We start from the raw sequence: 26,291 nt of genomic DNA, 5'->3' as shown, positions 1-26,291 counted from the left end.
CATGAGCAGTCAGGTTCAGCACACGCCCGAGCAAAAGCGCGGCATTCTCATGACGGTCGTGGCCATCACGCTGTTTATTTTTGCGGTACTCGCGGGCTTTCTGCACAAAATGGGGCAGCCGCGGGTGATCACGGACGCAGAGCTGCGGGCCAACGGCGCCATCAAGCTGGAGCGCCCGCGCATTCTGGATGAATTCGAGCTGCTTGCGGACACCGGCGAGCAATTTACGACCAAACAGCTGGCGGGCCGCTGGACCCTGGTGTTTTTCGGCTTTACCCACTGCCCGGATGTGTGCCCGGCCACCCTTTCGACTCTGAACAGCTTTTACCTGACGCTGGACGAAGACACGCGCAAAGATACGGATATTCTGCTGGTGTCCGTCGATCCGCAGCGGGACCGGCCGCAGCAGCTGCACGACTACGTGCGCTACTTCAATCCGGAGTTTGCCGGTGTCACCGGGGAGTTTCTCAATCTCAAACGTTTTGCCAACCAGCTGAATGTGCCATTCAACAAAGTGCCTCTGGAAGACGGCAATTACACCGTCGACCATGGCTCCCAGGTGGTACTGATCAATCCCCGCGGTCACTACCACGCTTTTTTCAAGGCGCCGCTCGATCCTGCAAAAATGAAACTGACGTACCGCTCCATGCGCACAACCTTTAACGGCTGACAACAGATTCAGGGTGTTTTTTTCGAAGCAGGTCTCACGACGGACATCGTGTCCTGAATTTGCAGGCGACAGCCGCTATGATGGCGCCAAATGTCCCTTTCTTGAAAATTGAAAATGGATTTTCTATGTTTTCACTCAATGTCCAGCAGGGCGCGCCAGTAATTCGCACTGCGGAACCCTTCGACAACAAAAGCCTCTGGCTGCCCGCTGCCTTTCTCTGCCTGCTCGCTATTCCCTTTGGCTGGATCGGCGTATTTGCGCCGGCTATCTGGCTTGGGCTGGTGGCGATCGAAAACACCGCAGGCTGGAAAAAGGCCGCGAGCTTTTTAATCTCCGGACTTCTGATGCTGGTGGTCAACAGCGGCGTCATTCCGGGTAATGAACACATTGCGGTGCTTGCGCCATACAGCGACGCCGAAGGCAATCTGATTTACGCGAGCTTCCGCCCGGCCAAGGCGGCCATTGCCCTGACTATCGTTGTGTTCATGCTGATGCGGCCACAACCATTGCGGCGCGCCGACCTGCCGCTGATGTTCGCGGTAATCGCGGTCCCGATTGTGGCCGGCGCATTCCTGATCGGCGTTGCCCCCAAGCTGAATGCCACTATCGCCATCGCCGCGCTGATTAATCTGCTGGTCGTGTGTATTGCCGAGGAGGGATTCTTCCGCTGGGTGTTCCAGCGCGGCCTGAATACCTGGCTGAAGAAATGGAAATGGGTGGGCACATGTATCATCGCCGCCATTTTCACTGGCCTGCACACAGGTTGGGCCGCATCGCCCACTTTGCTGGCGCTGGTTGGCGTCGCGGGGCTTGGTTACGCGCTGGTATGGCAGTTGCGCGGGAGCTTCTGGGCCTGTGTGCTCACCCACTGGGGTGTGAACCTGCTGCATATGACGCTGCTGAGATATCCCGGCTGAATGCCGGGATACGGGTTTTAATCACACCGCCTCGCGACGACAAAACTGCCCCAGTAAAAACAGAATTCCCGCTGCCAGTACAATAGACGGCCCCGCGGGGCTGTCCCAGATTACCGAGGCAGCGAGGCCGAGTAGCACGGATACACAACCGATCACTGAAGCGAAACCGGCCATTTGCTCCGGGGTCGAGGAGATCCGCCGCGCGGTAGCCGCGGGAATGATCAGCAGGGCGGTGATCAGCAGTACACCTACCACTTTCATGGCGATGGCGATCAGCAGCGCCAGCATCAACATCAGCGCCAGGCGCACTCTTTCAATGTTTACGCCTTCCACCGCAGCCAGCTCCTCGTGCAGGGTGAATGCCAGCAGCTTCGGCCACAGCCGCCACAATAGCAGGGCGATGATCACCGCGGCGGCGGCCATCAGGATCAGGTCGCGGCCGGAGACCGCAAGCAGATCGCCGAGCAGCAGCGACAGCAGGTCCACATTGATATCCAGCAGGCTCACGGTGACGATCCCCAGTGCCAGCATGGAGTGGGAGAGGATCCCCAGCAGCGTATCTATCGACAGATTCTGGTGGCGGTGGAAGTACACCAGCAACAGCGCCAGCAGGCAGCTGCTGGCGCCCACCGCGAGGGTGGACTGGATATGCAGTACAAAACCGAGGGTTACGCCGAGCAGGGCGGAGTGGGCGAGGGTGTCGCCGAAATAAGCCATGCGGCGCCACACCGCAAAGCAGCCGAGCGGGCCGCTGACCACGGCGACCAGTAGTCCGGCGGCGAGGGCGAACCACAGAAACTGGCTGTGCAGCAGCTGGGAAAATTCGTTCACGGTGCGTCCTGGTCCGGTTTGTTTTGGGTATGGTTGTGCCCGTGGGCGTGATTGCAGGCGCTGTCGTCCACCACCTCGCCACCGAGGCCGTGCTGGTGATTGTGCTGGTGGGTGTAGAGCGCGAGCTTGTCGCCGAACATCTCCAGGTACACCGGGTCCCTGCTCACCTGCTCCGGGTGGCCGTGGCAGCAGATATGCTGGTTGACGCACAACACGCGGTCGGTGGCGGCCATCACCAGGTGCAGGTCGTGGGAAACCAGCAGTACGCCGCAGTGCAGTTCGTCGCGCAACTGCGCGATCAACTGGTAAACCTCGCTCTGGCCGCCCACATCCACCCCCTGGGTGGGTTCATCCAGTACCATCAGTTGCGGTTTGCGCGCAGCTGCCCGGGCCAGCAGCACACGTTGCATTTCACCCCCGGAGAGATCCGCCAGCCGCGCATCTGCCAGCTGTGGCGCACCGACGCGGGCGAGGGCATCGGCGATATTCACTCCATCAATTCCCAGTTGCAGGAAGCGTCCCACGGTCATTGGCATGGTGGCGTCGATCTGCAGGCGCTGTGGCATATAACCCAGACGCAGGCCGGGACGGCGCTCCACTCGGCCGGAAGTCGGTTTTGTCAGCCCCAGCAGCAGGCGCAACAGAGTGGTTTTGCCGGCGCCGTTGGGGCCGATGACGGTGACAATCTCTGACGGGTGCAGCTCCAGGGAAATATTCCGCAGCAGTTGCCGCCCGGCGATTTCCAGGCCGAGATTGTGGGCGCGGATAAGCGGTGCGGGTGCGCTCAGGGGAGACTCCAGATCGGGTGTTTAGCTAACCGGGATGGGTGAATTCGGCTGGCGAGTGTAAGCCGGGTGTGATTATATCGCACTATTTTTCGCCAACCCGGGACTCGCACCCGGTGTCGAACCAGGTAGTCATGTTGAAGTTTCTGTCTCAGCGGGCATCGCTGAAAACCGCCGTTATCCGTTTGCTTGTCCCCGCGCTGGGTGTGCTGCTGCTGGCGTGCGGAAAACCGCAGCCCGATCGGCCCGCACCCGGCGCGGAGATTGTGGCAAGTGTCGGCCCGCTGGCGATGATCACCCGGGAAATTGCCGGCCAGGAGGTTCCTGTTCGTCAGCTTATACAGGGCAGCGATCCCCACCACTATGCCCCCACGGTCACCGACCGCATGGCGATGGAAAAGGCCCAGCTGGTGATCTGGATGGGACCGGCGATGGAATCGGTGCTGGCGCGGCAGATGTCGCTGCTGCCGGCGGATCGCCAGCTCGGCCTGCTGGAAGCCGGAGGCTATGAATTTGATGGTGCGGAGGAGGACGACCCCCACCTGTGGCTGCGCCCGCGCAACGCGGCGGTGATGGCCGCGCATATCGCCACGCGCCTGGGCGAACTGAATCCCGCACAGGCAGATGCCTACCGCGCGCGCGCGCGGGACTTCTCCCGCGCCATGGCCAACCTGCAGAAAGTGCAGGACCGTGCGCTCTGGGGCTACCGCGATGTGCCCATTGTTTCTACCCATAAAGCCTACGGGCATTTCTTCGGCGCGGCCGGAGTAAAAGTGGAAAGCCTGGGTAGCTCCGCCAGCCACCAGCACGGCGCCCGCAGCATGCTCGAGAAACAAGCGGCAGTGCCGGCCGAAAGCCGCTCGGAGACCACACAGAGCGGTTTCGTGCGCGGCTGCCTGTTCGGCGAGGTCCCGGCCAATGACCGCGACCGCCAGACCGCTGTGCATCTCAAGCTCGGCTATCAGGCCCTCGATCCGCTGGGCGCACTGCTGCCCGCCGATGCGGACTATCGCCAGCTCATGGAGCAACTGCTGGCGGATGCGCGTCTGTGCCTCAGCCGTGTGCCCGACCGCAGCCGGTGAGCGCGTCGGCGCCTGGTCGACTCCAACGAATCAGGACGGCTCCTGCTGTGCATCGACGCCCTCGGCTTCCTGCGCCGGCTGACGTTCCCCGGCTTTTTGTTCCAGCTTTGGCGGCTGCTCAAGTTTGACCGGCACACTTTCCGCGCCCGCCGGCACCAGTTGCCCCTGCTGCGGGTGCGGCGATTCCCGAGCGGCGGTTTCCTCACCCGCGATGGCATCCTCGCGACGCACCGCTGCCAGTTGCTTGCGCAGGGACTTTTGCAGATGTTGTAAGAGTTCCTGGCGCTGTTGTTTCGCTAACTGCGCGGCGTCGATTTTGCCTTCGGCGACCTGCTCCGCCATCTTCGGCGCAGGGTAGCCAATGACCTCCACATGCTCCATGGCGTGATCCGCAGCCTGTGCGCCACCGGCCAGAACCGCAGCCAGCAACACCGCGGAATAAAGGCGGGGTTTCATGGTGATTACCTCTGTGCGTCTTCCCTGATACAAGCCTAGAAGCCCCCGTGCGGGTGGTGGTGACACTGCGATGACTGGCGCGATGCAGGCGGCGGAAAGAAAGCGGCTGAAGGAGCGTGATGGAAAAGAATGGGCGCGAGCGCAGCGAAATCCGGCGAACGCGGTTATCCTGTCGCCCTGCCATTTACCTGCAACCGAATTCCCCGATTTTCTATGAGCAATGACAAAAACGCCGCAGCACCCCTGATCCTGGTCGACGGCTCCTCCTACCTTTACCGCGCCTTCCACGCCCTGCCGCCACTGGCTACCAGCAAGGGCCAGCCCACCGGTGCCGTGCGCGGGGTGATCTCCATGTTGCGCAAGCACCTGAAAGAGCATCCCGATAGCCCGGTGGTGGTGGTGTTCGATGCCAAGGGCAAGACCTTTCGCGACGAGCTGTTTGAGCACTACAAGTCGCACCGCCCGCCAATGCCGGACGACCTGCGCGCGCAGATCCAGCCGATCCACGACATCATCGATGCCATGGGCCTGCCGCGCCTGGTGATCGACGGTGTGGAAGCGGACGACGTGATCGGTACCCTGGCACTGCAGGGCGCCGAGCTGGGCATGGATGTCATCATCTCCACCGGCGACAAGGACATGGCGCAGCTGGTGCGCCCCGGCGTCACCCTGGTGAACACCATGTCCAACACGGTGCTGGACGTCGATGGAGTAAAAGAAAAGTTCGGTGTGGGGCCGGAGCTGATCATCGACTTTCTCGCGTTGATGGGCGACAAGGTGGACAACATCCCCGGTGTACCCGGCGTTGGTGAGAAAACCGCGCTGGCGCTGCTGCAGAATCTCGGAAGCCTGAAAGACATCTACGCAAATCTGGATGCCATTGCTTCGATCAACGTGCGCGGCGCCAAAACCCTCGGCAAAAAAATGGCCGAACACAAGGACGCCGCAGACATGTCCTACGTACTTGCCACCATCAAGACCGACGTGGCGATGGAGCACAGGCCCGATGCGCTGGCCAATGGCGAGCCGGACAGCGAACGATTGCGCGAGCTGTTCACCGAACTGGAGTTCCGCAGCTGGGTGGATGAGCTCGGCGGCGGCGGGGATGCTGAGTCGGCGGTGGAAGCGCTGGCGGTCGAGCGCAACTACAGCGTCATCACCGATGAAAAAGAACTGGATAACTGGCTGGAAAGACTGAAGAGCGCTGAGGTGTTTGCCTTCGACACCGAAACCACCAGCCTCAACTACATGCAGGCGAAACTGGTGGGGGTGAGCTTTGCGGTGGAAGCCGGAGAGGCCGCCTATCTGCCACTCGCCCACGACTATATGGGTGCGCCCGCGCAGGTGGACTTGGACAGCGCGCTCAACAAGCTCAAGCCCATTCTCGAGAGCGAGAAGTACCGGAAAGTCGGCCAGAACCTCAAGTACGACAGCCATATCCTGGCCAACTACGGTATCGAACTGCGCGGCATCGCGCGCGATACCATGCTTGAGTCATACGTGCTGAACAGCACTGCCGGTCGCCACGATATGGACAGCCTGGCGCAGATGTATCTCGGTGAAACCACGATCAAGTTCGAGGACATCGCCGGCAAGGGCGCCAAGCAGCTCACCTTCAACCAGATCGAACTGGACAAGGCCGGTCCCTACGCGGCGGAGGATGCGGATATCACCCTGCGCCTGCATCGCGAGCTGAGCAGTCGTCTCGAAAAAGAGCCTAGCCTGGTAAAAGTGCTCGACGAGATTGAAATGCCACTGGTGCCAATACTTACCCGCATCGAGCGCAACGGGGCCTATATCGATGCGGCGATGCTGAAAAAGCAGTCCGGCGAGTTGGAACAGAAAATGCGCGAGCTGGAGCAAAAGGCATTTGAGGAAGCGGGGGAAGAATTTAATCTCGGTTCCACCAAACAGCTCGGTACCATTCTGTTTGAGAAACTGCAGATCCCGGTGATCAAGAAAACTCCCAAGGGGGCGCCGTCTACCGCGGAGCCGGTGCTGCAGGAACTGGCGCTGTCCCACCGGCTGCCGGCACTGATCATGCAGTACCGCGGCATGGCCAAGCTGAAAAATACCTATACCGACAAGCTGCCGCTGATGATCGACCCGGCCACCGGCCGTGTGCACACGTCTTACCACCAGGCGGTGGCCGCTACCGGGCGCCTGTCGTCTTCGGATCCTAACCTGCAGAACATTCCGATCCGCACCGAGGAGGGCCGCCGTATCCGCCAGGCGTTTGTGGCCGATCCGCGCATCAACGGCGGCAGCGTGATTGTGGCCGCCGACTATTCACAGATTGAACTGCGCATCATGGCGCATCTGTCTGGCGACAAAGGTCTGCTGGAAGCCTTCGCCGAGGGGGCCGATATCCACCGCGCGACCGCTGCGGAGGTATTCGAGGTGCCGGCGCAGGAAGTCAGCGACGAACAGCGCCGCCGCGCCAAGGCAATCAACTTCGGCCTGATTTACGGCATGAGCGCCTTCGGTCTCGCCAAGCAGCTGGATATTCCGCGCGCAGATGCACAGACCTATATCGACCGCTATTTCGCGCGCTATCCCGGGGTCCTCGCGTATATGGAAAATACCCGCAAGCAGGCGGCGGACAAGGGCTATGTGGAAACCCTGTTCGGCCGCCGTCTGTACCTGCCGGAGATCAACTCGCGCAACGCCATGCAGCGCCAGGCCGCCGAGCGCACCGCGATCAACGCACCGATGCAGGGCACCGCGGCGGACATCATCAAGCGCGCGATGATCGCGGTGGACGGTTGGTTGCGCGAGGAAAAACTCAAGACCCGCCTGATCATGCAGGTGCACGATGAGCTGGTACTGGAAGTGCCGGCGGACGAGCGCGAGCGGGTGGTGAAGCGGCTTCCGGAATTGATGCAGGGGGCGGCGAAACTGGATGTGCCGCTGATTGCGGATCTGGGAGAGGGGGCGAACTGGGATGAGGCGCACTAAATGTAAGAGTCCCGGAACTTGGATGCGAAGGTGCCGATGCCGGGTACTGCCTTGTGAGACCTTCTAAAACAGGGATGTTTTATAAGAGCCCCCAGGGATGGGGTCACGGCGTGTCTCACAAGGCAGTACCCGGTAGCGGCGCCGCCACAGCGTCCCGTTTCAACGCGCCACTAAATATTTTTTCGATTTTTTTCAGAAACGGCGGAACTACCCGAAAACGGGGCTCTCTAAGAAGCAGATCGTTGGATTGCAACATCATCCCCAAAGCTTAGTCAGAAGCCCCTCGCCCCGAGACTACCCCCATCGGGGCTTTTTTTTGCCTGAATTTTGAGCGACTGATGGCGCGTGTGCCTGAACATTACCTACAGGCGCGGGTTTTGATCACCTGCGGGGGAATAAAGTCTCAGAACAGAAATAATATGCCCCCGGCTGGGAGAAATGTGGGATACAGTTTCAGCATCCGACAGTGGCGAAAAAAGTGGGGAACCTTCGCCGCCGAGCTTAGTCTTTGTATTGAAGGAAATGCATCGGATGCAGTGGAATTTGGGTGAGAACCCAAGGATGCGCCCGTCCCCCTGGGCGCATTCCCCAAGTGCCCGTCCCCAAGGGCACTGACCCCTGGCCGGCAGCTGCAATCTGCCGGCTTTTTTTTGCCTGTCTTTCCGACAAGGTCACTTCTTCATTCCGGTTTGCACCGGGAAATCGGGTACTTAATTACAGTCTAGTAGAATTCTGGCGGAGCAAGCCTCCTGTGCTGAGCAGAGCCCTGATTTAACAATTGAAAATGATAATGCTTCGCATTAGCATTGTTTCAAGTAGACTTTCTGTAGCCCGGAACGAGGAGTTGCCGTGAACCTGAGATATCTGTGTGCCAACCACCGCCAGTGGTTGATGAGTGATGCGCGCCGCGCGGAGCAGGCGTGGCTGGACTGGCTGGAGCGGGGCAGCCTGCTGTGCGAGGAGGGGCAGTTCGCCGAGGCGGTGCCGTTTCTGGGGTGTGCGTTTGAGTTGGCAGACTTCCTGCTCGGTGCGCGCGCACCGGGATATTCTGTGGCCGCGATGCGCTTTACCGACAGCGCACGCCTGTTGATCGACGCCTACCGCCAGCGCGGTGACAGCGGGCACGCCAATTATGTACTGGTCACCTCCAGTTCCCGCCTGGCGCGGGAGTTGGCGGACCGCGCCCGCTACCAGCTGACGGCGGACTGTATTCGCACGCTGTACACTGCCGAGGCGAGCATTCCCGAGCCCTGGCGCGGGCGCGTTCGCGATGCGCGGGCCGGCGGGGTCCAGGCCGCTGTGGGCAGTGCGGCAACAAGGTTGCACTGAAAGAGGGGGGAGCCCCATGTCCGCGCGCGACAATTACCTCAAGATTCAGATCAGCCAGCAGGCGCTGGCGTCGTTGATTGCCGGCCGCCATCTCACCGCGGAACAGCTGCGGGGGTTAAACCCCGCGGCCCGAAGGGTGTTGCGCAGGATTCTACTGGACAGCCTTAAAGAAGAGGCGTTTGGCAGCAATCCCTGAGCCCACCTGCGCCACTGCCTGCCGTACACACGTTTAATCCGAGTTGCCGTCCTCGCTGCCGGCGTCTTCCTCATCTATCTCCTGTGGCTCTCCCGCAGGCAGCGCCAGCCACTGGTTCAGGCGCTGTTCGAGCTTTTCCAGCCCCTGGCGTTTGGTGGCCGAGAAGGTCTGCACCGTCACATTGGTAAACAGGTTGAGCGCCTTCAGCTCCTTTTCCACCGCAAAACGCGCGTTGTTGGCGGGGCCGTTCTTCAGCTTGTCGGCTTTGGTCAACAGGATATGCGCCGGCAGGCCGGAGCTGACCGCCCAGGTCAGCATATGCAGGTCAAACTCCTTCAGCGGCTGGCGGATATCCATCAGCAGCACCAGCCCCTTCAGGCAGCGGCGCTGTTCCAGGTAAAAAGCCAGGTGGCGCTGCCACTCGTCCTTCATCGAGCGGGTTACCTTGGCGTAGCCATAGCCGGGAAGGTCGACCAGGCGCTGATGTTCAGTCAGTGAGAAAAAATTGATCAGTTGGGTGCGCCCCGGAGTCTTGGAGGTGCGCGCCAGCTTGCCGTTGTTGGTAAGCGCGTTGATGGCGCTGGACTTGCCGGCGTTGGAGCGCCCGGCAAATGCCACTTCGGCACCGGAATCCTCCGGGCATTCGGCGAGGGTGGGCGCGCTGGTAAGGAATTGCGCGCGGCGAAAATTGATTTGTTCTGGATTGGATTCAGACATGAGTCTTCCCGGTACACTCAGATGGCGCGCAAGTATATAATGCCGCGGTTTTATCGTCGCTGATGGCTGCCGGGCGTATGGTTGCTGCCAGCAACGAAGATCGGATGCAGAACCTCAGCGCGCAACAGGACGACGTATGAACAGCATTATAAAGAAGGCCGCTCTGGCTTTGGGGATGGTGGCGTTTGCCCAGTTGGGCCACGCCGCCGGTGACGCCAGTGCGGGCCAGGCCAAGGCGGCCGTTTGCGCGGCCTGCCACGGTGCGGATGGCAACAGCCCGGCGCCGACCTTTCCGAAAATCGCCGGTCTCGGTGAGAAGTACCTGCTCAAGCAGATGCACGACATCAAGGATGGCACGCGCAAAGTGCCGGAGATGACCGGCATGCTGGACAACCTGAGCGATCAGGACATGGCCGACGTGGCGGCGTACTTCAACGCCCAGAACATGCAGCTGTCCGGCTCCGAAGCGTTCTCCGTGATGCTGAACAGCGGTGACAACGTCGATGGTCTGGCGCTGGGTCGCAAAGTGTTCCGCGCTGGCAACTCAACCACCAATGTCCCCGCATGCATGGGCTGCCACTCTCCCACCGGTCAGGGAAATGCCCCGGCGGGCTATCCGCGTCTGTCCGGTCAGTATGCCGAGTATGTGGAAAAACAGCTGCGGGCTTTCCGCGAGGGCACCCGCGCCAACGACGGTGATACCCGCGTCATGCGCAGTGTGGCCAAGCAGTTGTCCGATGCCGAGATCAAGGCGGTCGCCAATTATGTGGCCGGTTTGACCGAGTAATCGGTAACAGAGCAGGATAAAGAGGCCGGTCACTGACCGGCCTTGTCGTTTTTAGCGTATGGTTTCCGGGTTTTGGGACGCGGTTTTCGGAAGCCGGGTTGCGCCGCCCGCGTGGAACTTCAATAATTCCCACGGTCTATATTCAGGCTGGCGTCAGCTACCCAGGCGGACAATGCCGGCGGTAAACAGAATAAACGTTTGGAGTGAGTACTTATGAGAGCCGTTGTCGCCCTATTTACCATGCTGCTGAGCCTCGCGGCCTGCGCCCAGGAAACCCCGGGGAAGTTCAACGCCGGCGAGTACTACGAAGTGCTGCCCCAGGCCGTCGCCCAGGACGACAAAAGCAAGGTCGAGGTAACCGAACTCTTCTGGTACGGCTGCGGCCACTGTTACCACTTCGAGGCACCGCTGCAACAGTGGAAGAAAGACATGCCCGCCGACGTGGCGCTGGTTAAGATCCCCGCTATCTGGCAACCGGTGATGGAAATTCACGCGCGTCTGTTCTATGTGGCCGAGGCCATGGGTGTGCTGGACAAAATGCACGACCCAATCTTCAGCGCCATTGCCCAGCAGCGCAAAATGTTTGCCACCCGCGACGGTCGCGAGTGGAAGGCGGACGATGCCGCCATCGCCGAGCTGTTCGACAAGAATGGCGCTGACGGCGCCAAAGCGGTGAAACTGATGGACTCCTTCGCCATCAACAGCAAGATCAAACAGGGCCAGGCCAAGCAGCGCGCTTACAAACTCTCCGGTACCCCGGAGATGGTCGTGGCGGGTAAATACCGTGTAAGCACCTCACTGCCAGGCTATAAGGGCAAATCCGACGGCCAGCAGATCATGCTGGACGTGGTCGACTTCCTGGTCGAGAAAGAGCGCGCCGAAAAGGGCTGATCGCCGCTACCGCCGAAACCCCGCCGCGCGCGGGGTTTTTTGTATCTGCGCGCCTCGTCCCCCCGGCCTGGCGCCGCCGCTGCTACGCTAAAGCGGGGTGCCGAAAAAATTCCGCCAGCTCTGGTTCCGCGCCGTTCGCATGACCCGATACCGCCCGTTTCATTACATCGCACTGCTGCTGTCCCTGTGGATCTGGATCGACCCCGCTTGGGCCCAGCAACAGCTCCCCGACAGGAAAAGTGAACAGGACATCGCCGCAAAAGCGCTGAGCCTATTGTCGTTCGTCGCCGTCGACTATGCCGAAGCAGTGGCTGACGGCGTTATCCGCGACCACAAGCTGTACCGCCAGCAGCAGAACAACGTCGATGTCGCCACTGCGCTGCTGCAGCAGCTGCCAGACAAACCGGGCCGCGCCCAGCTGGAGGACAGCCTCAAAGAGCTTGCCCGGCTGATCGCCGACCGCGCCGCTCCCGATCTGGTGCGCCGGCGCGCGAATGCCGCTGCCGATCGCCTCGCCGCGCTCTACCAGTTGCCGCGCTCGCCAGCGGAGTCCCTGCCTTCCGGTGACGAAGCTCAGGCGCTGTATCGGGACCGCTGCAGCCGGTGCCACGGCGTGCGCGGCGACGCTGCGCAACCGGAGCGGCGCCTCGACGACCCGGTGCGCATGGCCAATTTGAGCCTCTACGACTTCTACAACGTACTCGAACCCACCCGCAACGACGCCCATGATGCTGACCTGGACGGCGACCTCAGCAGCCGCCAGCGCTGGGCCCTTGCGGTTCTGGTTGCGGGCTTTGCCGCTCCCGATATCGCGCCGGCACCGCAGCTGGCAGAAAAATATCCCGCGCTTGTGGGCCTTCCCGGCATGGCGGTACTGCGCCCGGCAGAGTTGCCGGAAGAGGCCCGCAACGCCCTCATGTGGTGGCGGGCCCACCCTGCGGAAACCCGCCATCTACAACATCCGCTGGCGCGTGCCGCTGGTCTTCTGTACCTGGCGCAGGCGGCATACCGCGCTGGCGATATCGCTAGCGCCTACCACCAGTTGATGCTCGGTTTGCGCGAGGGCTACCTGGAATCCCGCCCGCAGTTGGCGGAACGCAACGCCGCGCTCACCGCGCAATTGGACCAGCAGTGGCAGGAACTGCGCGGCGCCATCCTCGACCAGGCGCCCACCAACGAAGTTATCGAAAAATTTCAGCGCCTGCAGAGCAACGTGGTGCGCGCCCGCGAGAAGTTGCAGCCAAGCACTGGCTCCGGGATTTATGGTTGGGGGGCATTGCTGTTTATCGCCGCGCTCGGATTGGGTGTGCTGCTGTGGTACCGACTGCGCTCTCGGCACTCCTAGTGTGTGTCTGGCGCGGAAACAAAGATTTTTGTCGCTTCCGCTGCCACAGTTGAGATTTACGTCTAGGCTTTTAATTAGGTTGTGCAAATAACCGCCAGTCGTAGAACCCAACAGAGAAGAGTGCCGCATGAAGTTGTTGCGTCAGTTGTCCTTCCGTCCTGTTCTCCTTTCGCTGCTGCAGGCCTACATCATTGTACTCGCAGTGTTCTTCCTGCTTCCCGCCATCGCCTCCGCCCAGGAGCAGACCGCAAATCAGGCTGCCGCCCGACAGTGGGCAGGCAACTGGCTCGTAGTCGGGCAGGGTGATGAACAGCTGGTGTGGCAGCTCAAGGCGGACGGCACCGGATTTGCCCACGGCTTTCGCGCCGATGGCCAGCTCACCCACGGTTTCGCGATCTCCTGGCGTATGGATGGCGACACGGTGCGCATCCGCACCGGTGGCACCCTGCACTGCAACAGCGGCATGGTGTACGCGCAATTTACCGGTTGGAGTCCTGTCACCCTAGACTTCAACGTGATTGACGGTCGTCACTGGCGCCAGCACAACGGCGGCATTCTCGCCTTCCAGCGCCGTCTACCCAATTGGGAAACCCCCAACCACGGTGCCGAATGCCCCAATCTGTACCGGGCCGACGGCAGGGATACCCAGCAGACCGCATCCGCGGGCAACCAATAAGGGTTGCCGGACACGCAGACCACGGCAAAACGTGGCGGCGCAGCGAAGTTTCCACCGTCAGTGCGGTCAGGTAAGACCCTCCGGCGGTGCGGAACTGCGGGCCGGACCCGATCGACGAAACCAGTTTCAGGGATGAATAAAGCGCAAGCGGAGACCGGCTGTGAAACAGCAACGCTTTATTCCCACACTGTTGCTGGCGGTATTCACCGCCCTTGCCCTGAGTGCCGGTGCGGCGCCCCAGAGCAGCGCACGTGCCACCGATGCGCAGGAAGGTGCCGCCACGCCGGAAGAAGAACCGCAGGAAACCGGAACAGAGGGCGACGCCGAAGCTGAGTACCGCGGCTGGCAGGCAAAATCCCGTCTGCAAGCCGATCAGTGGGTGGGCAACTGGCTGATTTCCCGCGACGGTGAAGCCCAGCACGTGTGGAGCCTGAACAAGGATGGCAGCGGCCGCTCCTACGCCTTTTCCGAGCAGGGCGGCAATATGGAGTTTGCCTACGGCTATGACATCCGCTGGTATTTCGATCCTTTCACCCAGATGGCCAACATCAAGACCGAGCGCCGCATCGTGTGCCGAGGCGGCAAGGTTTATCCCTATTTCCTCACCCTGAAATCCTACGAAAGTGATTACGCGGTAAAGGGCAAGTACGCCTGGCAGACCACCTGGACCGAAGCCAGCATTGGCACCAACTACCTGCATAAGTCCCTGGTGGTGTTTGTGGCGCCGTTGTCCGGCTGGCACAACCCGGAGAAAGATGCGCCCTGCCCGGTATTCCCGCGCATGGATATCGAGAAGGATATCGATCTGGCGCTGGATCGCTGGGACATGGAGGCGGCGCGCGAGCAGGAGCTGGTGGACACCACGCCCGTGGAAGGTGAACCCGAATTTGATGGCGAAGAGTTCGGCCCGGCCCAGAACACCCCTGCGAATAAGCCCGACGCGCCGCGGCAACAGCGCAAGCAGAGCGCCAAAGCCCGGGTGAAAGACCGCGCCGCCAAGCCCGGCAGCAGACCCCGAAAACGCCAGCCCAACTGATTCCAGATCAATCCGGAGACGCCCATGAACGCACAGGTAAAGATCGAGCAGCTATTGCAACGCCTGAGCCCGATTCTCAACCGGGAGCCGCTGGTGATGTGCGAGCTGAGTGAGGAGCAGTTGCAGCAGCTGCTCGGCGAGTGTCTGTGCATTTTTCGCGAGCGCGAGGGGCTGTGTGCGCTGCTGCCGCGGGAGGTCGCCGAGCGCGAAAACCTGGCCAGGGTAGGGGAATTCCGCCAGATCACCCTGCACTTTTCCTCCTGCCTGCAGGTCCCCGGACTCACCGCCATCATGGTGCGAGAGTTGGCGGATGCCGGTATTCACGCCAACGTGGTCTCCGCCCGCTACCACGAGCACATCCTGGTCAGCGAGCGCGACACCGCCCAGGCCATGCAGATACTGCACGGCATCAGCAACCGCCTGCAGTACAGCTGAACGCACGTAAAACCGCATCTAGACCGACACTGTGACGGCAGGGAGTGCCGCGAAGGAGCTCCCCCGCCGACCATGCATATTGCCTATCCTGCACCACTGCCCCACGGCCGCATTCGACAGTTGTTGCCGGATTTCTTTGTGGTAAGGGGCAGCGCGCGTATCGCCCCCGGCGTGGTGGTCAATCGCAACATGGGCATAGTGCGCAGCGGTGATGATCTATTGCTGGTAAATCCGGTGCGCCTCTGTCCCACCACAGAAGAGCGCCTGCGCGATCTGGGGCGGGTGCGTCAAGTGGTCCGCCTTGGCTACTACCACGGCTGTGACGATCTCTACTACCGCGACCGTTTCAACGCATTCTTCTGGCGCCAGGCGCTCTCCGACCACTACCCGCTGCCGCCGGCGGACCAGCTGCTCAGTGACGGTGGTCCCAGCCCTATCCACGGCGGACGCGTGTTCGAATTCAGCAACAGCCAAGTACCCGAGGCGGCGCTGCTTATCCCCCAGGCCGGCGGTCTGCTGCTCACCTGCGATGCGCTGCAATACTGGGCCGGCTGGATCGGCTGCAACTGGGCGGGCAGGTGGGCGCTGCGCCTCAGTGGCGTCCATCAGGGGATGCTGGTGGCGCCGGCCTGGTGTCGCCGCGCCACCCCGCAATACGAGAACAGCCGGAGCTGGCTTGCCGCGGATTTCCGGCGGTTGTTGAGCCTGCCTTTCTACCATCTGCTGGGTGCCCACGGTGACTTCTGTGCCGACCGCGCCCACGAACTGGCCGAGCGCGCGATCGTCAGCAGTTTTGCAACTCTTGCGCTGCGGCACTGATCGCACCGCCTCCTCCTCTGAGCGTGAGCCGCCGCCGCGAAAGCGGCTCGCGTGTTAAGCTGCGCCACCAACCCTCCTACGAATAGCCAAGCGAACGCAATCCATTCAGAGTCCAGCATGAAAATATCCGCTCTCGCCAGCGGCCTGGTGATCGCCAGTGCGCTGCTTGCCGCGTGCAACGGCGACCTTCAGCCCCAGTCGCTGCAGCCCCAATCCCAGACTGCATCACAACCTTCCATGCCATCCCAGTCCGGCGCCGACAGCGCGCGGATGAAACAGGACGTGGAGTTCCTGTCCGCCGACGCCCTCGCCGGCCGCCAGACAGGCAGCGCCGGTTACCAGCAGGCCGCGGACTATGTGGCCGCGCGCTTCAAGACCCTCGGTCTTCAGTCCATCACCGGCGACGACTATTTCCAGCCGGTGCCGTTTCGCGAGGCGAGCTGGGCCGGAGAGCGCGCAAGCCTGGTGTTGCACGGTCGCGACGGGGACGTCCGCCTGAAACTGGGTGAGGACTTTATCGCCGGGCCGCCCACCACCGCCGAGCAGACCGCCGTCAGCGGTGAGCTGGTGTTCGTGGGCTACGGCATCGAGGCGCCGGAGTTCGGTCTCGACGACTACGCCGGCCTCGACCTCAAGGGCAAAATCGCGGTTATCCTGGATGGGCGCCCGCCGCAGCTGCCGAACGAAGTGGGTGCCCACTACGCCTCCGGGCGCACCAAGCGCGAAACCGCGGCTGCCCATGGCGCGGTGGGCTACGTCACCCTCAACACTCCGGCGCGGGAAGCCCGCCGCCCGTTCGCGCGCTCCGCCGAACACCTGGCGGAACCGGGTTTTGACTGGCTGCGCGCCGACGGCGTACCGGGCAACGCGGTCGCCGGTATGCATCCCGGTGCGGTGCTGGATATGCCCGCGGCGAAGAAACTCTTCGCCGGCGCGCCCAAGGATCTCGATGCGATTTTTGCCGAGTTGGAAAAAGGCGAGACCCCCAAGGGTTTCGCACTGCCCGCCCGCGCGAGCCTCGCCAGCCAGTCGAGCCACAAGAAAATCCTGAGCCCCAACGTGGTCGGCCTGCTACCGGGCAGCGATCCGAAACTGAAAGACGAATACGTGGTGTTCTCCGCGCACCTCGACCATATCGGCGCGAGCGCCGCAGCGCACGGCGAAGAAAGTGGCCATGACAAAGTGAATAATGGCGCCCAGGACAATGCCGCCGGTATCGCGGTGATGCTGGAAGTAGCGCGCCTGTTCACTGAATCCGGTAGGGCGCCGCGCCGCTCCATACTGTTTGTCGCGGTGACGGCGGAAGAGGAGGGACTGCTCGGTTCCGATTATTTCGCCCAGCATCCGCCGGTCGCAGGCAAATCAATGGTGGCGAATATCAACCTGGATATGCCGATGCTGCTCTACCCGTTCCAGGATGTGATCGCGTTCGGCGCGGAGCACTCGAGCCTCGGCGAGACCGCGGCCCACGCCGCGCAGAAAACCGGTCTCAAGCTGAGCCCGGACCCGATGCCGGAGCAGGTAATTTTCGTGCGCAGTGACCACTACAGCTTCGTGCGCCAGGGCGTGCCGTCCATTTACCTGATCACCGGCCGCGAAGCGGTTGATCCGAAGATCAACGGCACCGAAGCACAGGTTGAATTCCTCAAATCCCGCTACCACCGCCCCAGTGATGAGGCGGATGAGCAGATCAGCTATGTGGCAGCCAAGCAGTTTGCGGATGTGAATTTCGCGATTGCGCGGGAAGTGGCTAACTCCGAGAAAAAGCCGAGCTGGAATGCCGGGGATTTCTTTGGAGATCTGTATTCTGCCCAGTGATTTTTGAAAAGTGCTTTGTCTGCCCTGCTGGGGCGGCAAAGCACTTGATTCTTTTACTTCGTCAGCGTTTCTTTTTTAGCACTACGGCAGTGCGCAACTTTTCCTTTCCGAAACTCGACATCTGCGAAATTTCCTCGCGCGCAATCGGCAGATACTGACTGTCAAGCGGATTGTCTTCATCATCCACATCCGGGTCGTGTACGTAGAAACACTCCGAATCCATGCCCGTCAGCGTTACCCAGTGCGGTACTTTTTTCCCATCCAACCGATAGGTGCTGATCAACAGCAATACCAGTGCACCTTGCTCCAACCAGTGCTGGCACTGTCCCTGGGTGAAATCCTGTTCCACGATACGCAAACCGTGTTCTGCCGCTTCTTGTCGGAAGTCCGTATCCACCTGCTCCATCACCCGCTTCTTCTTCGCATTTCGCACGCTGTCGATAAACAGGGTACCGCTCTGGTTCAGGTAGACCTCGCAATTGAAGCCACGCTTCTGCAGCGCCAGCGCCAGGCCAATGGGGTGGCAGCCGCCGTGTCCCGAAGTCATGAAGATGGTGGTGGCCTCGCGCCACAGCGCCAGTTCATCGCTGGCGTTGGGGGTGTAACTCGGATCGAGCCCGGCCATGGCCATCATCGCGGCGGCGGGGCCGCAGGTGAATTCGGTGCGCTGGCCGTACCAGGGTACTTCTGCAGTGTGCAGGTTTTCCGGACGGTAGCGGATGCGTTTCTGCATGCGCAGGGCGTTGCCGGAATCCTCATAGTAATTCGCGTAGCTGCCGAAAGTGCGGTAGCCCAGTTGCTGGTACAGCGCAATGGCGGCGCTGTTGTGCTCGGCCACCTCCAAACGCATGTAGAGGCGCCCGCTGCGGCTGCTGGCGTCTTCGGCGGCGGTGAGCAATGCTTTGCCGATGCCCTTGCCGCGCCCGGCGGGGCCGACAGCGAGAGAGTAGAGGCGGGCGAGGCGGGTGCCGCGACGCAGCAGCACCAGTACGTAGCCCAGCAGCGTGTCATCCTGCTCGGCCACAAGAAACACGCGGTTGTCGGTTTTGATCCAGTGGCGGAAGCTGCGCCGGCTGAGGCGGTCGCCACGGAAGCTGGATTCTTCCAGCACGCACAGCTGATCCAGGTCGTCGGCAACGGCGGGGCGGATGGTGTAATTGGGGGGAGACTGTGAATTCATCAAAAGGTCGGTCCGGCGAAAAAAGCCGGAAATGGTGTACAGATGCATGTGATTAAAGCGCCAGCGAAGAAGTGCGGCAATAGCTGCGGATAAAAAAGACCCGCTGGAGCGAGGAAGCTCCACCGGGTCTTTACTTGGCGGCCTGCTGGGGCAGCTCGCCGGTCAGGCTGGATCAGTCGGCATAGCCGGTGTGGGAGTTCTCCAGTGCGTAGAAGGTGGCCTGCACATAGTCGCTGCCCGTGCCGGTGTTGTTCTGGTTGTACACGCCGGCCTTGAAGTAGTGATACTGGTCACTGGTGTCGTAGCCGCTGCCGCTCATGTTGACCACCTGGGTAACGTCCGCCTTGCCCTGCCGTGAAATGGTGACGGTCAGGGTGTTGCCTACCACCTTGATCTCGTAACTGAATGTTTCATTCAGGGCGATTCCGTCGGACGGATTGGCGGCACTGCTGGAACGGCTGCCGATCATGTCGTACCAGGTATCGCTGCCACTCTTGGGTTCGTGCGCAATGTAGATCGAACCTTTGCTGTTGCCCGGCAGCTTGCGATAGTAGAGCCGCAGGGGCTCGTCGTTGTTGGCGTGAATCTGGCCGACGATCACGCGTCCCACCTGGCTGCTGTCGCCGGTGGTGGTGACATGGTTCACTGCAAGTGTTGCGCGCAATACACCATCGACACCGCCGGCGGCCGTGCGTGCGGAGGAAGGCGCGCTGCCAAAGACCCAGTTATTTTTATTCACGCCCTGGGTACTGATACTGGTATCGCCACGGCGTAACATTTCGCGCAATTCCGTACGTGTATAAGAGGTGTTGGTCGAGGTTTTGTATCCGTTGATGGGGCAGCGGAATACCATGCCGCCGTCGGACCCGGTATAGAAATAACTGCTGTTCTGGTAGCCACTGTTCAACTCGCTTTCATAAATGGAGTCGGCCTTGCCATCACCATTGCTGTCAGTTGGCACGCTGACGTACCAATCGCCGAGGTCAAAATTGCTGGAAGGTGGCAGGGAGGGGTCCAAGGTACCACCAGAACTGGAACCACCGGAGCTGCTGCTTGAGCTCGAGCTGGAGCTGCCGCCGGAGCTGGAGCCAGAACCGGAATCGCCGCATCCGATCACATCCACTTCGAGAATACTGTTCCAGGCGTTGGCATTGTTGCCGCTGCCGGTAATGCGCACATAGCGCGCGCTGGAATCCGTCACATCGTAGCTTTCGAAATCGGCGCTGTTGCCACTGGACTCGCCGTTAGAGAGTACGCTGGTCCAGCTGCTGCCATTGGTGGATGTCTCGATGCTGAAAAAGCTGCTGCGCTGGTCGCCCTTGTACCACGCGATATCCACACCTTTCACCGTACGGACGGCGCCGAGATCAAGCGTAAGCCACTTCACGCCAGAGGAAGACCAACGGGACTCATCCGCCAGGCTGCCGTCGATGGCATTGCCGGGACCGTGCCCATCGTTGCTGCCGTCATCGCCGGCAGAGGCAATAGAAAGATCGCTGTTGCCGGTGCAGGCACCGCCGCCACTGGAGGAACTGCTGCTGGACGAGCCACCGGAGGAGGAACCACTGCCAAGATTTTCCAGCGCGAAGCTGTCGAAGCGTCCTTCGGCACCGTTGTAGGCGCCAAACACCGTTACCGATTGAGCGCTGCCGGAATTAAATTCGACTTCCAGCTTTTTCCATGCACCGCTGTTGGTGTTCGCCTGGTGTGTACTGCCATTCACAACGGCACCCAGGGTGCCCGCACCGTCCACATAGGCGCTGAGCCGGTAGTTGGTATTGCTGGACACAGTTACCAGCTGTTCCATTTTTGCACCGTTGCCGGAGAGCTTGGCGGACTTACTGCCGGCATAGGCAACGCCGGATATCGCCGAGGGATCGGTATCGCTCCAGTTTTCCCAGTCGCTTTCGAAACCGGGATTTTCAATGGATGCTGACGCACTGAGTGCAAACGCGGACAGAAGAGCCGCACAGCTGTTTTTCATCGCCATTATTGGTTTTGAAACTTTCATGGAAGCCTCATTATTGATGTTGTCAGTGGTTGAAGTTTTCCGTGGCACAAACTGCGTACCGCAGACAATTATTGGATCGTTGACGCCCACCAACCAAGAGGGCGTGCTGGATCCATACTGCAAAACGGTCTTGAGAAAATGCGGACTTGCCGCTTATTACCCTGTGAGTTCTGGGGATCGGGGTGTGATCTGGGAACTGACCACCGCGAAAAGGGAAATTCCGCGGTGGCCCCAAACCTTAGAAGTTGGCGCGAATCCCGAGCACAAAGCGGCGGTCGTTTTCCATAACCTGGAAGACTGAGCCATTGGTGCCGGTATTGATGGTGGGTTCTCCAGTCAAGTTGGTGACGTTGGCGATAACAGTGATGTCATCGGTAATGTCATAACTGGCCGAGAGGTCCAGTTGCGCGAGATCTTCGCGGTAGTCATTTCCCAGGGTCGGATCGTCGGAGCCAGCGCCCAATGCCAGCTCGCCCAGAGGCAGCACGCGCTTGGTTTCCTCGGCATCCAGGAAGCGATCACGAAAGGTGTAGGCCAGACGAATCGCGAGACCTTCGTACTCGTAGTACAGCTGGGTGTTGAAGGTGTTCTTGGAAATGTCTTCCATCGGCACACCGTCCGGCGTAGAACTGTCGGCATAGGTGTAGTTGGCGCTGATACCCAGGCCAGACCAGCGGCCCGGTAGGAAGTCGAAGGCCTGCTGATAACCCAACTCGATACCCTGCACCTTGCCGTCTTCACCGTTGGCAACCTGGTCAACCAGAATACCCATTTCGGAAACCGGGGTATTCGCATTGGCAAACTGGATGCCGTCCGCCTGCCAGCGGCAGATTTTTTCGTAGTCGGATTTGTTGGTCAGTGGGACGACAATCTCCGGCAGGTTTTCACACTGGTAGCTGCGCGTCAGGAAAGAAGCTACGTCTTTGTAGAACAGGGTGGCGGACACCATATTGCTGCTCCAGTAGTGCTCGGCGGCGATGTCGTACTGGGTTGCGCGGTAGGGTTCCAGCTCCGGGTTGCCGCGGCTGGCCGCGATGTAGGCATCGCGGAACGCATAGGCTGGGCTCAACTGTTCAAAGTCGGCACGGCGCATGACTTTGGCGGCGGCAAAACGCATCAGGGTATCTTCGGTGATATCCCAGGTGACGTTCAGGCTCGGCAGGAAGTCGTTATAGCTGGCGCCGTCGCTGACCTTCTCATACACGCCATCCACACTCTGGTAGGCTGTCGCGTCAATGTCGGTGGACACGTAGCGGCCGCCGACGACCGCGCGCACATCGCCGAAGTCCAGATTGGCCTGCAGATACATTGCGGACGTGTCTTCCTGAATGGCGGAATAACCGGCTTCGTTGAAGGCGAGGTTGTCAGCGAGGGTTCCGTCGATCTGCATATTGGTACCGGCCAGCAGCGCCTGAACGATATCGAAGGTGGCTTGCTGGTCTTGCAGAAGTCGGGTATCGAAAGAGGCGAGCTTCGCCAGGTCATAGGCACCGGCGCGGCCGGTGTGCTCGAACGCATCGCCGGTGAAATCGTACTCGGTAATCGCGTTCGGGAATTGCGCGGCAATATCTTCCATCCAGATGATGTCCGGATTGCCGTCGCTGTCTGTCAGGCTTTTGAAAATGTTGTCGATACGGAACAGATATTGTTCCCGCTCATAGTCGCGGCTGGTGACGCGCACACCGGTCTTCAGGGCGGACACCCACTCGAGGCCGAAGGGCTGGGCGTACTCCAGGTCGAAACGCAGAGCGTCTTCCTGGTTGGCAACGTAGGTGCGGGTATCGTCGTAACGGCGGAACGCCTGGTTCTGCTGGTCGGCAAACACATAGTCGTCCGCGAAATCGACAATCGGCGCACCGTTGCTGTTGTTCACGAAGGTTACCGGAACGTACCACTGGTTCTCGGCGGTGTGACCGTCACCTTCTTTCGCGCGATCGGTACCGCGGAAGCGGAACTCGGAGAAGGGCGTGTAGCTGTCGGACTCTGCAGTGGCAAACTCGCCGGATACTTTCAGCTTGTCGGTGAATTCCCACTCGCCGCCGAAGGCGTGGCTGTAGGTTTCGTTGTTGCGGAAGCTGGAGCCTGCAGTCAGCAGAGGTTGCACGGCCTCGTAGGTGAAATTCTGCAGTTCACCATTGGGACCTTCGTGGGTCACACCAGGCGTTGCGACAGGAGTGCCACCCACGTGCAGCAGCGAAAAGGTTTCCTGACTGCCACTGCGCTCGGTGGCAGTCAGGTCCAGGTAGAACTGACCCTTTTCGGAAGCCGGCGCCCACTGGAAGGAAAGGTTGAACGCGGTGCGCTCGCGGTCTTCCGTACGCGGATTGTAGGTATGTTCGCGGGCGTAAATGTAATTGCCGGAAGGTGTGTTCTTGGCAGCGTCCGCTGCATCGATGACACCATCATTATTGAAATCCACCGGGCCAACCATCAGTTGGACGAGTGACTCGTCGCGGCGCAGGGTGCGATCCTGATAAGACAGGGATGCCATGGCGCCAAAGGTACCGGCGTCGCCCAGATCCCAACTGTCGCCAAAAGAGGAGCTGATGATCGGTGCCCAGTGATCTGCCTTGTCCGCATACTCGCCCTGCGCGGAAATCGAAGCGCGCGGCTCGGCAAGGTCGAGGGGGCGTGCGGTTACCAGGCTGATGGTACCGCCGAGGGCGCCCTCAATCATTTCCGGTGTGGGGGATTTGACCACTTCCACTTTGGACAGGAAGTCTGCGGGGAAGTCCTGGAAATCGATCCCACTGCGGCTGTCACCGAGTAGCGAGCGACCGTTCACTTCCACGCGGTTTTGTTTCAAACCGCGGATAGATACTTCAGAACCCACACCGAAATCGCGATTGATGGAAACGCCGGTAACGCGCTGCAGGGCTTCGGCGATGTTGTTGTCGGGGAGCTTGCCGATATCTTCGGCGACGACAGCATCCACCACGCGGGAGTCATCACGCTTGGCGTCGGCGGCGGCTTCCATACTGTGACGGATACCTGTGGTAACAACCTCTTCCATCACCGCGGAGTCCTGAGACATGGCGCTGGAAGCAAAGGCCATGGTGGATGCGGACAGCATCAGCAGGCCGAGGTCTCTCATCACGTTTTGCCTAGTAAAGTTTTTATAGTTTTTCATCGAACAGGTTTCCTCTCATTAACAGAACTGATTTATGTTTTTATGAAGTTCAGTCGCTGGAGTTAAACCAATCCGGGAAAACCTGTCAATATTATAGGTATTACCAATTGGTAAGATGGCTGGCGTTATTTTTGGTTAAGTTATTGATTTGTTAAGGAAATAAATTTTTTGCGGCTGGCGCAAATATCCATGTAAAAATAAAATAAACCCGGTGATTTCAGTGTTTTTCCGCATTATCGGAAAGAGAAGGTAAATCTGTCGGCGATGGCTATTCGCAGAACTGGTTAACCACTTGTGCGTGTGAAGCGGAAAAACGGAGGATGATGAACAGGTGATGCCACCGCCAGCTTTCGCCGGGGTGGTGAAAATGCACTGGCTACCTGGGCGGTAGCCAGTGGAAACAGGAGTTCGCTCAGGCGGCCTGGTCAGTGCGCGGCATGGCGGACACAGGAATGACGGCGCCGCGATGCTGGATTACGGTTGCCGCCAATCTATGGCCGCTTTTTGCCGCCACTTCCACATCCTCTCCCGCGAGCCTGCGTGCGAGGTAGCCGGCGTTAAAGGAGTCCCCCGCGGCTGTGGTATCCAGTGGTGTGACCTTCTCCGCTGGCACCAGCAGCGGTTCGCAATTTTGGTGCGCGATGATGCAGCCGTCCGCACCCATCTTGAGAATGACTTCCGCCACACCCAAACCGTGCAGACGGTTGATGATGCTTTCCGTGCTTGCGTCGCCGAACAGCGCGGCCTCATCTTCCATGGTGGGCAGCGCAATATCGGTCAGCCGATAGATCTGTTCGTAGGCCTTGCGCGTCAGCGTCTCGCTGCCCCACAGGCGCGGTCGATAATTCCCGTCGAAGATTACCTTGCCGCCCGCGAGGCGAAACACCGCGAGAAAATCGAACAGGCATTCGCGCCCGTAAGGCGACAGAATGGCGAGAGAAATTCCCGAGAGATATATCGCGGAAAAACTTCGCAGCTGGTCGAACAGTTGCCGTGCCGCCGCCGGATTATCCAGCAGGCGGCGGGCCGGTGAACGATCTCGCCAGTAGTGGAAGGTGCGCTCGCCGGTCGCATCGGTTTCGATCAGGTAAAGTCCGGGCGTGCCACCGGCCTCCCGCTTTACCAGATCGCAACCGATCCCTTCCGCCTGCCACTGCCGGATCATCCAGTCACTGAGATGGTCGTCACCCAATGCCGTCACATAGTCCACTGCGGTACCGAGCCGCGACATGTACAGCGCCGTATTCAGGGAGTCGCCGCCGAAAGACAGCGCAGCGGCGAGCCGCGCCTCGCTGTCGGGACTGCGGCAGTCGCTGCCCAGATTCATTTCGAGCATGCACTCGCCAATTACCGCTATGCGCTTTTGCATCATCGGACGCCTCTATACCTCAGTACACTCGTTGCCTTGAAAATCTTTTGCAGGGCTGCCGCGACGGCAAGCCCCTGCAATCGCCGACATCAGGAGAAGAACAGGCCACCGTTGATGTCGATATTGGCACCGGTGATGAAGGAGGCTTCATCGGAGGCCAGGTAAGCCACGGCATCGGCCACTTCACAGGCCTTGCCTTCGCGGCGCAGCGGGGTTGCATTGGCGACGTTGGTACGCACCGCGTCTTTGGTGAACACGTCGTGGAAGGTAGTACTGATCATGCCCGGGCACAGGGAGTTCACGCGGATATTCTGCGGGCCCAGCTCTTTGGCCATAGCGCGGGTAAAGGTCATTACCGCACCTTTGGAAGTGGCGTACGCCGACGCACCGGCACCGCCGCCATCGCGACCGGCCTGGGAAGCGAGGTTCACAATGGCACCACCATCCATGTGCGGAACTACGGCCTTGGTCAGCAGGAAGGTGCTGTTCAGGTTCAGGGCGATGACTTTGTTGAAGAAGTCTTCATCCATTTCCGCGAGCGTCTTGCGCTCTACCAGGCCACCGGCAACGTTCACCAGGATGTCGATCTTGGAGCCGAACGCTTCCTGGGAAGCGGCCACAACGCGCGCCACATCTTCCTGCCTGGTCATATCACCCTGCACGATGATGGCTTCACCGCCAGCCTGCTGAATCTCGTTCAGGGTTTCTTCCGCAGTCTGCACATTGCTGAAGTAATTGATGACCACTTTGGCACCCTGTGCCGCCAGTTTCAGCGATACGGCCTTGCCAATATCGCGCGCCCCACCACTGACGATGGCTACTTTGTTATTGAGTTTCATAGTGACTCCTGCTT

Annotated in this window: 23 protein-coding genes; 14 read left to right on the top strand and 9 right to left on the bottom strand. The window is 60.4% G+C overall.

The features are described 5' to 3' along the window. The first annotated feature begins 1 nt into the window (after position 1). Together GNX18_RS13505 and GNX18_RS13500 are read left to right on the top strand one after the other, a co-directional pair. A complete protein-coding gene (locus GNX18_RS13505; protein WP_166218758.1) occupies positions 2-670 on the top strand; it encodes an SCO family protein in 669 nt (222 codons plus the stop codon). 125 nt (positions 671-795) lie between these two features. Next, the gene (locus GNX18_RS13500; RefSeq protein WP_166218756.1) at positions 796-1,587 is read left to right on the top strand and encodes a CPBP family intramembrane glutamic endopeptidase; all 792 of its coding nucleotides are present in this window, start codon (positions 796-798) and stop codon (positions 1,585-1,587) included. A 21-nt stretch (positions 1,588-1,608) separates the two neighbouring features. On the opposite strand, the gene GNX18_RS13495 is transcribed toward GNX18_RS13500, so the two are convergent. Together GNX18_RS13495 and znuC are read right to left on the bottom strand one after the other, a co-directional pair. Continuing rightward, positions 1,609-2,418, bottom strand: coding sequence for an iron chelate uptake ABC transporter family permease subunit (locus tag GNX18_RS13495; protein ID WP_166218754.1), 810 nt, complete (start codon positions 2,416-2,418; stop codon positions 1,609-1,611). Continuing rightward, positions 2,415-3,206, bottom strand: a complete 792-nt coding sequence (gene znuC / locus GNX18_RS13490) for a zinc ABC transporter ATP-binding protein ZnuC (RefSeq protein ID WP_166220636.1) — start codon at positions 3,204-3,206, stop codon at positions 2,415-2,417. The genes GNX18_RS13495 and znuC overlap by 4 nt, the downstream gene beginning before the upstream one ends. A 134-nt stretch (positions 3,207-3,340) precedes the next feature. Between znuC and GNX18_RS13485 the strand changes: the two genes are divergently transcribed. Next, positions 3,341-4,285, top strand: coding sequence for a metal ABC transporter substrate-binding protein (locus GNX18_RS13485; RefSeq protein WP_240914011.1), 945 nt, complete (start codon positions 3,341-3,343; stop codon positions 4,283-4,285). Positions 4,286-4,315: 30 nt separating this feature from the next. On the opposite strand, the gene GNX18_RS13480 is transcribed toward GNX18_RS13485, so the two are convergent. Next, positions 4,316-4,741 carry a hypothetical protein gene (locus GNX18_RS13480; protein WP_166218750.1) on the bottom strand — a complete coding sequence of 142 codons (426 nt, stop codon included), beginning with the start codon at positions 4,739-4,741 and terminating at the stop codon, positions 4,316-4,318. A 213-nt stretch (positions 4,742-4,954) separates the two neighbouring features. Between GNX18_RS13480 and polA the strand changes: the two genes are divergently transcribed. From polA to GNX18_RS13465, 3 genes are all read left to right on the top strand, one after another. Beyond that, positions 4,955-7,699: a DNA polymerase I gene (gene polA, locus GNX18_RS13475; RefSeq protein WP_166218748.1), complete on the top strand. Its 2,745-nt coding sequence runs from the start codon at positions 4,955-4,957 to the stop codon at positions 7,697-7,699. An 849-nt stretch (positions 7,700-8,548) separates the two neighbouring features. Beyond that, positions 8,549-9,028 carry a hypothetical protein gene (locus GNX18_RS13470; RefSeq protein ID WP_138236655.1) on the top strand — a complete coding sequence of 160 codons (480 nt, stop codon included), beginning with the start codon at positions 8,549-8,551 and terminating at the stop codon, positions 9,026-9,028. A 16-nt stretch (positions 9,029-9,044) separates the two neighbouring features. Further along, positions 9,045-9,224 (top strand): hypothetical protein, encoded by a 180-nt coding sequence (locus GNX18_RS13465; RefSeq protein WP_166218746.1) that lies wholly within the window; start codon positions 9,045-9,047, stop codon positions 9,222-9,224. Positions 9,225-9,257: 33 nt separating this feature from the next. Here GNX18_RS13465 and yihA read toward each other — a convergent pair whose 3' ends face one another. Further along, complete coding sequence (gene yihA / locus GNX18_RS13460; RefSeq protein ID WP_138236653.1) at positions 9,258-9,941, bottom strand: ribosome biogenesis GTP-binding protein YihA/YsxC; 684 nt, start codon at positions 9,939-9,941, stop codon at positions 9,258-9,260. Positions 9,942-10,077: 136 nt separating this feature from the next. On the opposite strand from yihA, the gene GNX18_RS13455 reads away from it, so the two are divergent. The 8 genes from GNX18_RS13455 (at position 10,078) to GNX18_RS13420 (ending at position 17,748) form a co-directional block, all read left to right on the top strand. Beyond that, positions 10,078-10,728 (top strand): cytochrome c, encoded by a 651-nt coding sequence (locus tag GNX18_RS13455; protein WP_138236652.1) that lies wholly within the window; start codon positions 10,078-10,080, stop codon positions 10,726-10,728. 213 nt (positions 10,729-10,941) lie between these two features. Further along, on the top strand, positions 10,942-11,619 hold the full coding sequence (locus GNX18_RS13450) for a thiol:disulfide interchange protein DsbA/DsbL (RefSeq protein WP_166218744.1): 678 nt from the start codon (positions 10,942-10,944) through the stop codon (positions 11,617-11,619). Between the two features lie 97 nt (positions 11,620-11,716). After that, positions 11,717-12,964, top strand: coding sequence for a hypothetical protein (locus GNX18_RS13445; RefSeq protein ID WP_166218742.1), 1,248 nt, complete (start codon positions 11,717-11,719; stop codon positions 12,962-12,964). Positions 12,965-13,091: 127 nt separating this feature from the next. After that, positions 13,092-13,640, top strand: a complete 549-nt coding sequence (locus GNX18_RS13440) for a hypothetical protein (RefSeq protein WP_166218740.1) — start codon at positions 13,092-13,094, stop codon at positions 13,638-13,640. A gap of 160 nt (positions 13,641-13,800) precedes the next feature. Next, positions 13,801-14,676: a hypothetical protein gene (locus GNX18_RS13435; protein WP_166218738.1), complete on the top strand. Its 876-nt coding sequence runs from the start codon at positions 13,801-13,803 to the stop codon at positions 14,674-14,676. Between the two features lie 24 nt (positions 14,677-14,700). Beyond that, the gene (locus tag GNX18_RS13430) at positions 14,701-15,111 is read left to right on the top strand and encodes an ACT domain-containing protein (RefSeq protein WP_138236647.1); all 411 of its coding nucleotides are present in this window, start codon (positions 14,701-14,703) and stop codon (positions 15,109-15,111) included. Positions 15,112-15,183: 72 nt separating this feature from the next. After that, positions 15,184-15,930 (top strand): hypothetical protein, encoded by a 747-nt coding sequence (locus GNX18_RS13425; RefSeq protein ID WP_166218736.1) that lies wholly within the window; start codon positions 15,184-15,186, stop codon positions 15,928-15,930. Positions 15,931-16,047: 117 nt separating this feature from the next. After that, the gene (locus tag GNX18_RS13420) at positions 16,048-17,748 is read left to right on the top strand and encodes a M28 family metallopeptidase (RefSeq protein ID WP_240914010.1); all 1,701 of its coding nucleotides are present in this window, start codon (positions 16,048-16,050) and stop codon (positions 17,746-17,748) included. 61 nt (positions 17,749-17,809) lie between these two features. Here GNX18_RS13420 and GNX18_RS13415 read toward each other — a convergent pair whose 3' ends face one another. The 5 genes from GNX18_RS13415 to GNX18_RS13395 all read right to left on the bottom strand — a co-directional run bounded on the left by GNX18_RS13415 (position 17,810) and on the right by GNX18_RS13395 (position 26,277). Then, positions 17,810-18,928, bottom strand: coding sequence for a GNAT family N-acetyltransferase/peptidase C39 family protein (locus GNX18_RS13415; RefSeq protein ID WP_166218734.1), 1,119 nt, complete (start codon positions 18,926-18,928; stop codon positions 17,810-17,812). A gap of 172 nt (positions 18,929-19,100) precedes the next feature. Then, positions 19,101-20,939, bottom strand: coding sequence for a polysaccharide lyase family 7 protein (locus tag GNX18_RS13410; protein ID WP_240914009.1), 1,839 nt, complete (start codon positions 20,937-20,939; stop codon positions 19,101-19,103). A 238-nt stretch (positions 20,940-21,177) separates the two neighbouring features. Beyond that, the gene (locus GNX18_RS13405) at positions 21,178-24,069 is read right to left on the bottom strand and encodes a TonB-dependent receptor (protein WP_166218732.1); all 2,892 of its coding nucleotides are present in this window, start codon (positions 24,067-24,069) and stop codon (positions 21,178-21,180) included. A gap of 412 nt (positions 24,070-24,481) precedes the next feature. Further along, on the bottom strand, positions 24,482-25,438 hold the full coding sequence (locus GNX18_RS13400) for a sugar kinase (RefSeq protein ID WP_166218730.1): 957 nt from the start codon (positions 25,436-25,438) through the stop codon (positions 24,482-24,484). Positions 25,439-25,527: 89 nt separating this feature from the next. After that, the gene (locus tag GNX18_RS13395; protein ID WP_166218728.1) at positions 25,528-26,277 is read right to left on the bottom strand and encodes an SDR family NAD(P)-dependent oxidoreductase; all 750 of its coding nucleotides are present in this window, start codon (positions 26,275-26,277) and stop codon (positions 25,528-25,530) included. Positions 26,278-26,291 lie beyond the last annotated feature (14 nt).

The sequence above is a fragment of the Microbulbifer sp. SH-1 genome, from assembly GCF_011326135.1.
Classification (GTDB): domain Bacteria; phylum Pseudomonadota; class Gammaproteobacteria; order Pseudomonadales; family Cellvibrionaceae; genus Microbulbifer; species Microbulbifer harenosus.
This window is presented reverse-complemented; position numbering and strand designations above follow the sequence as displayed.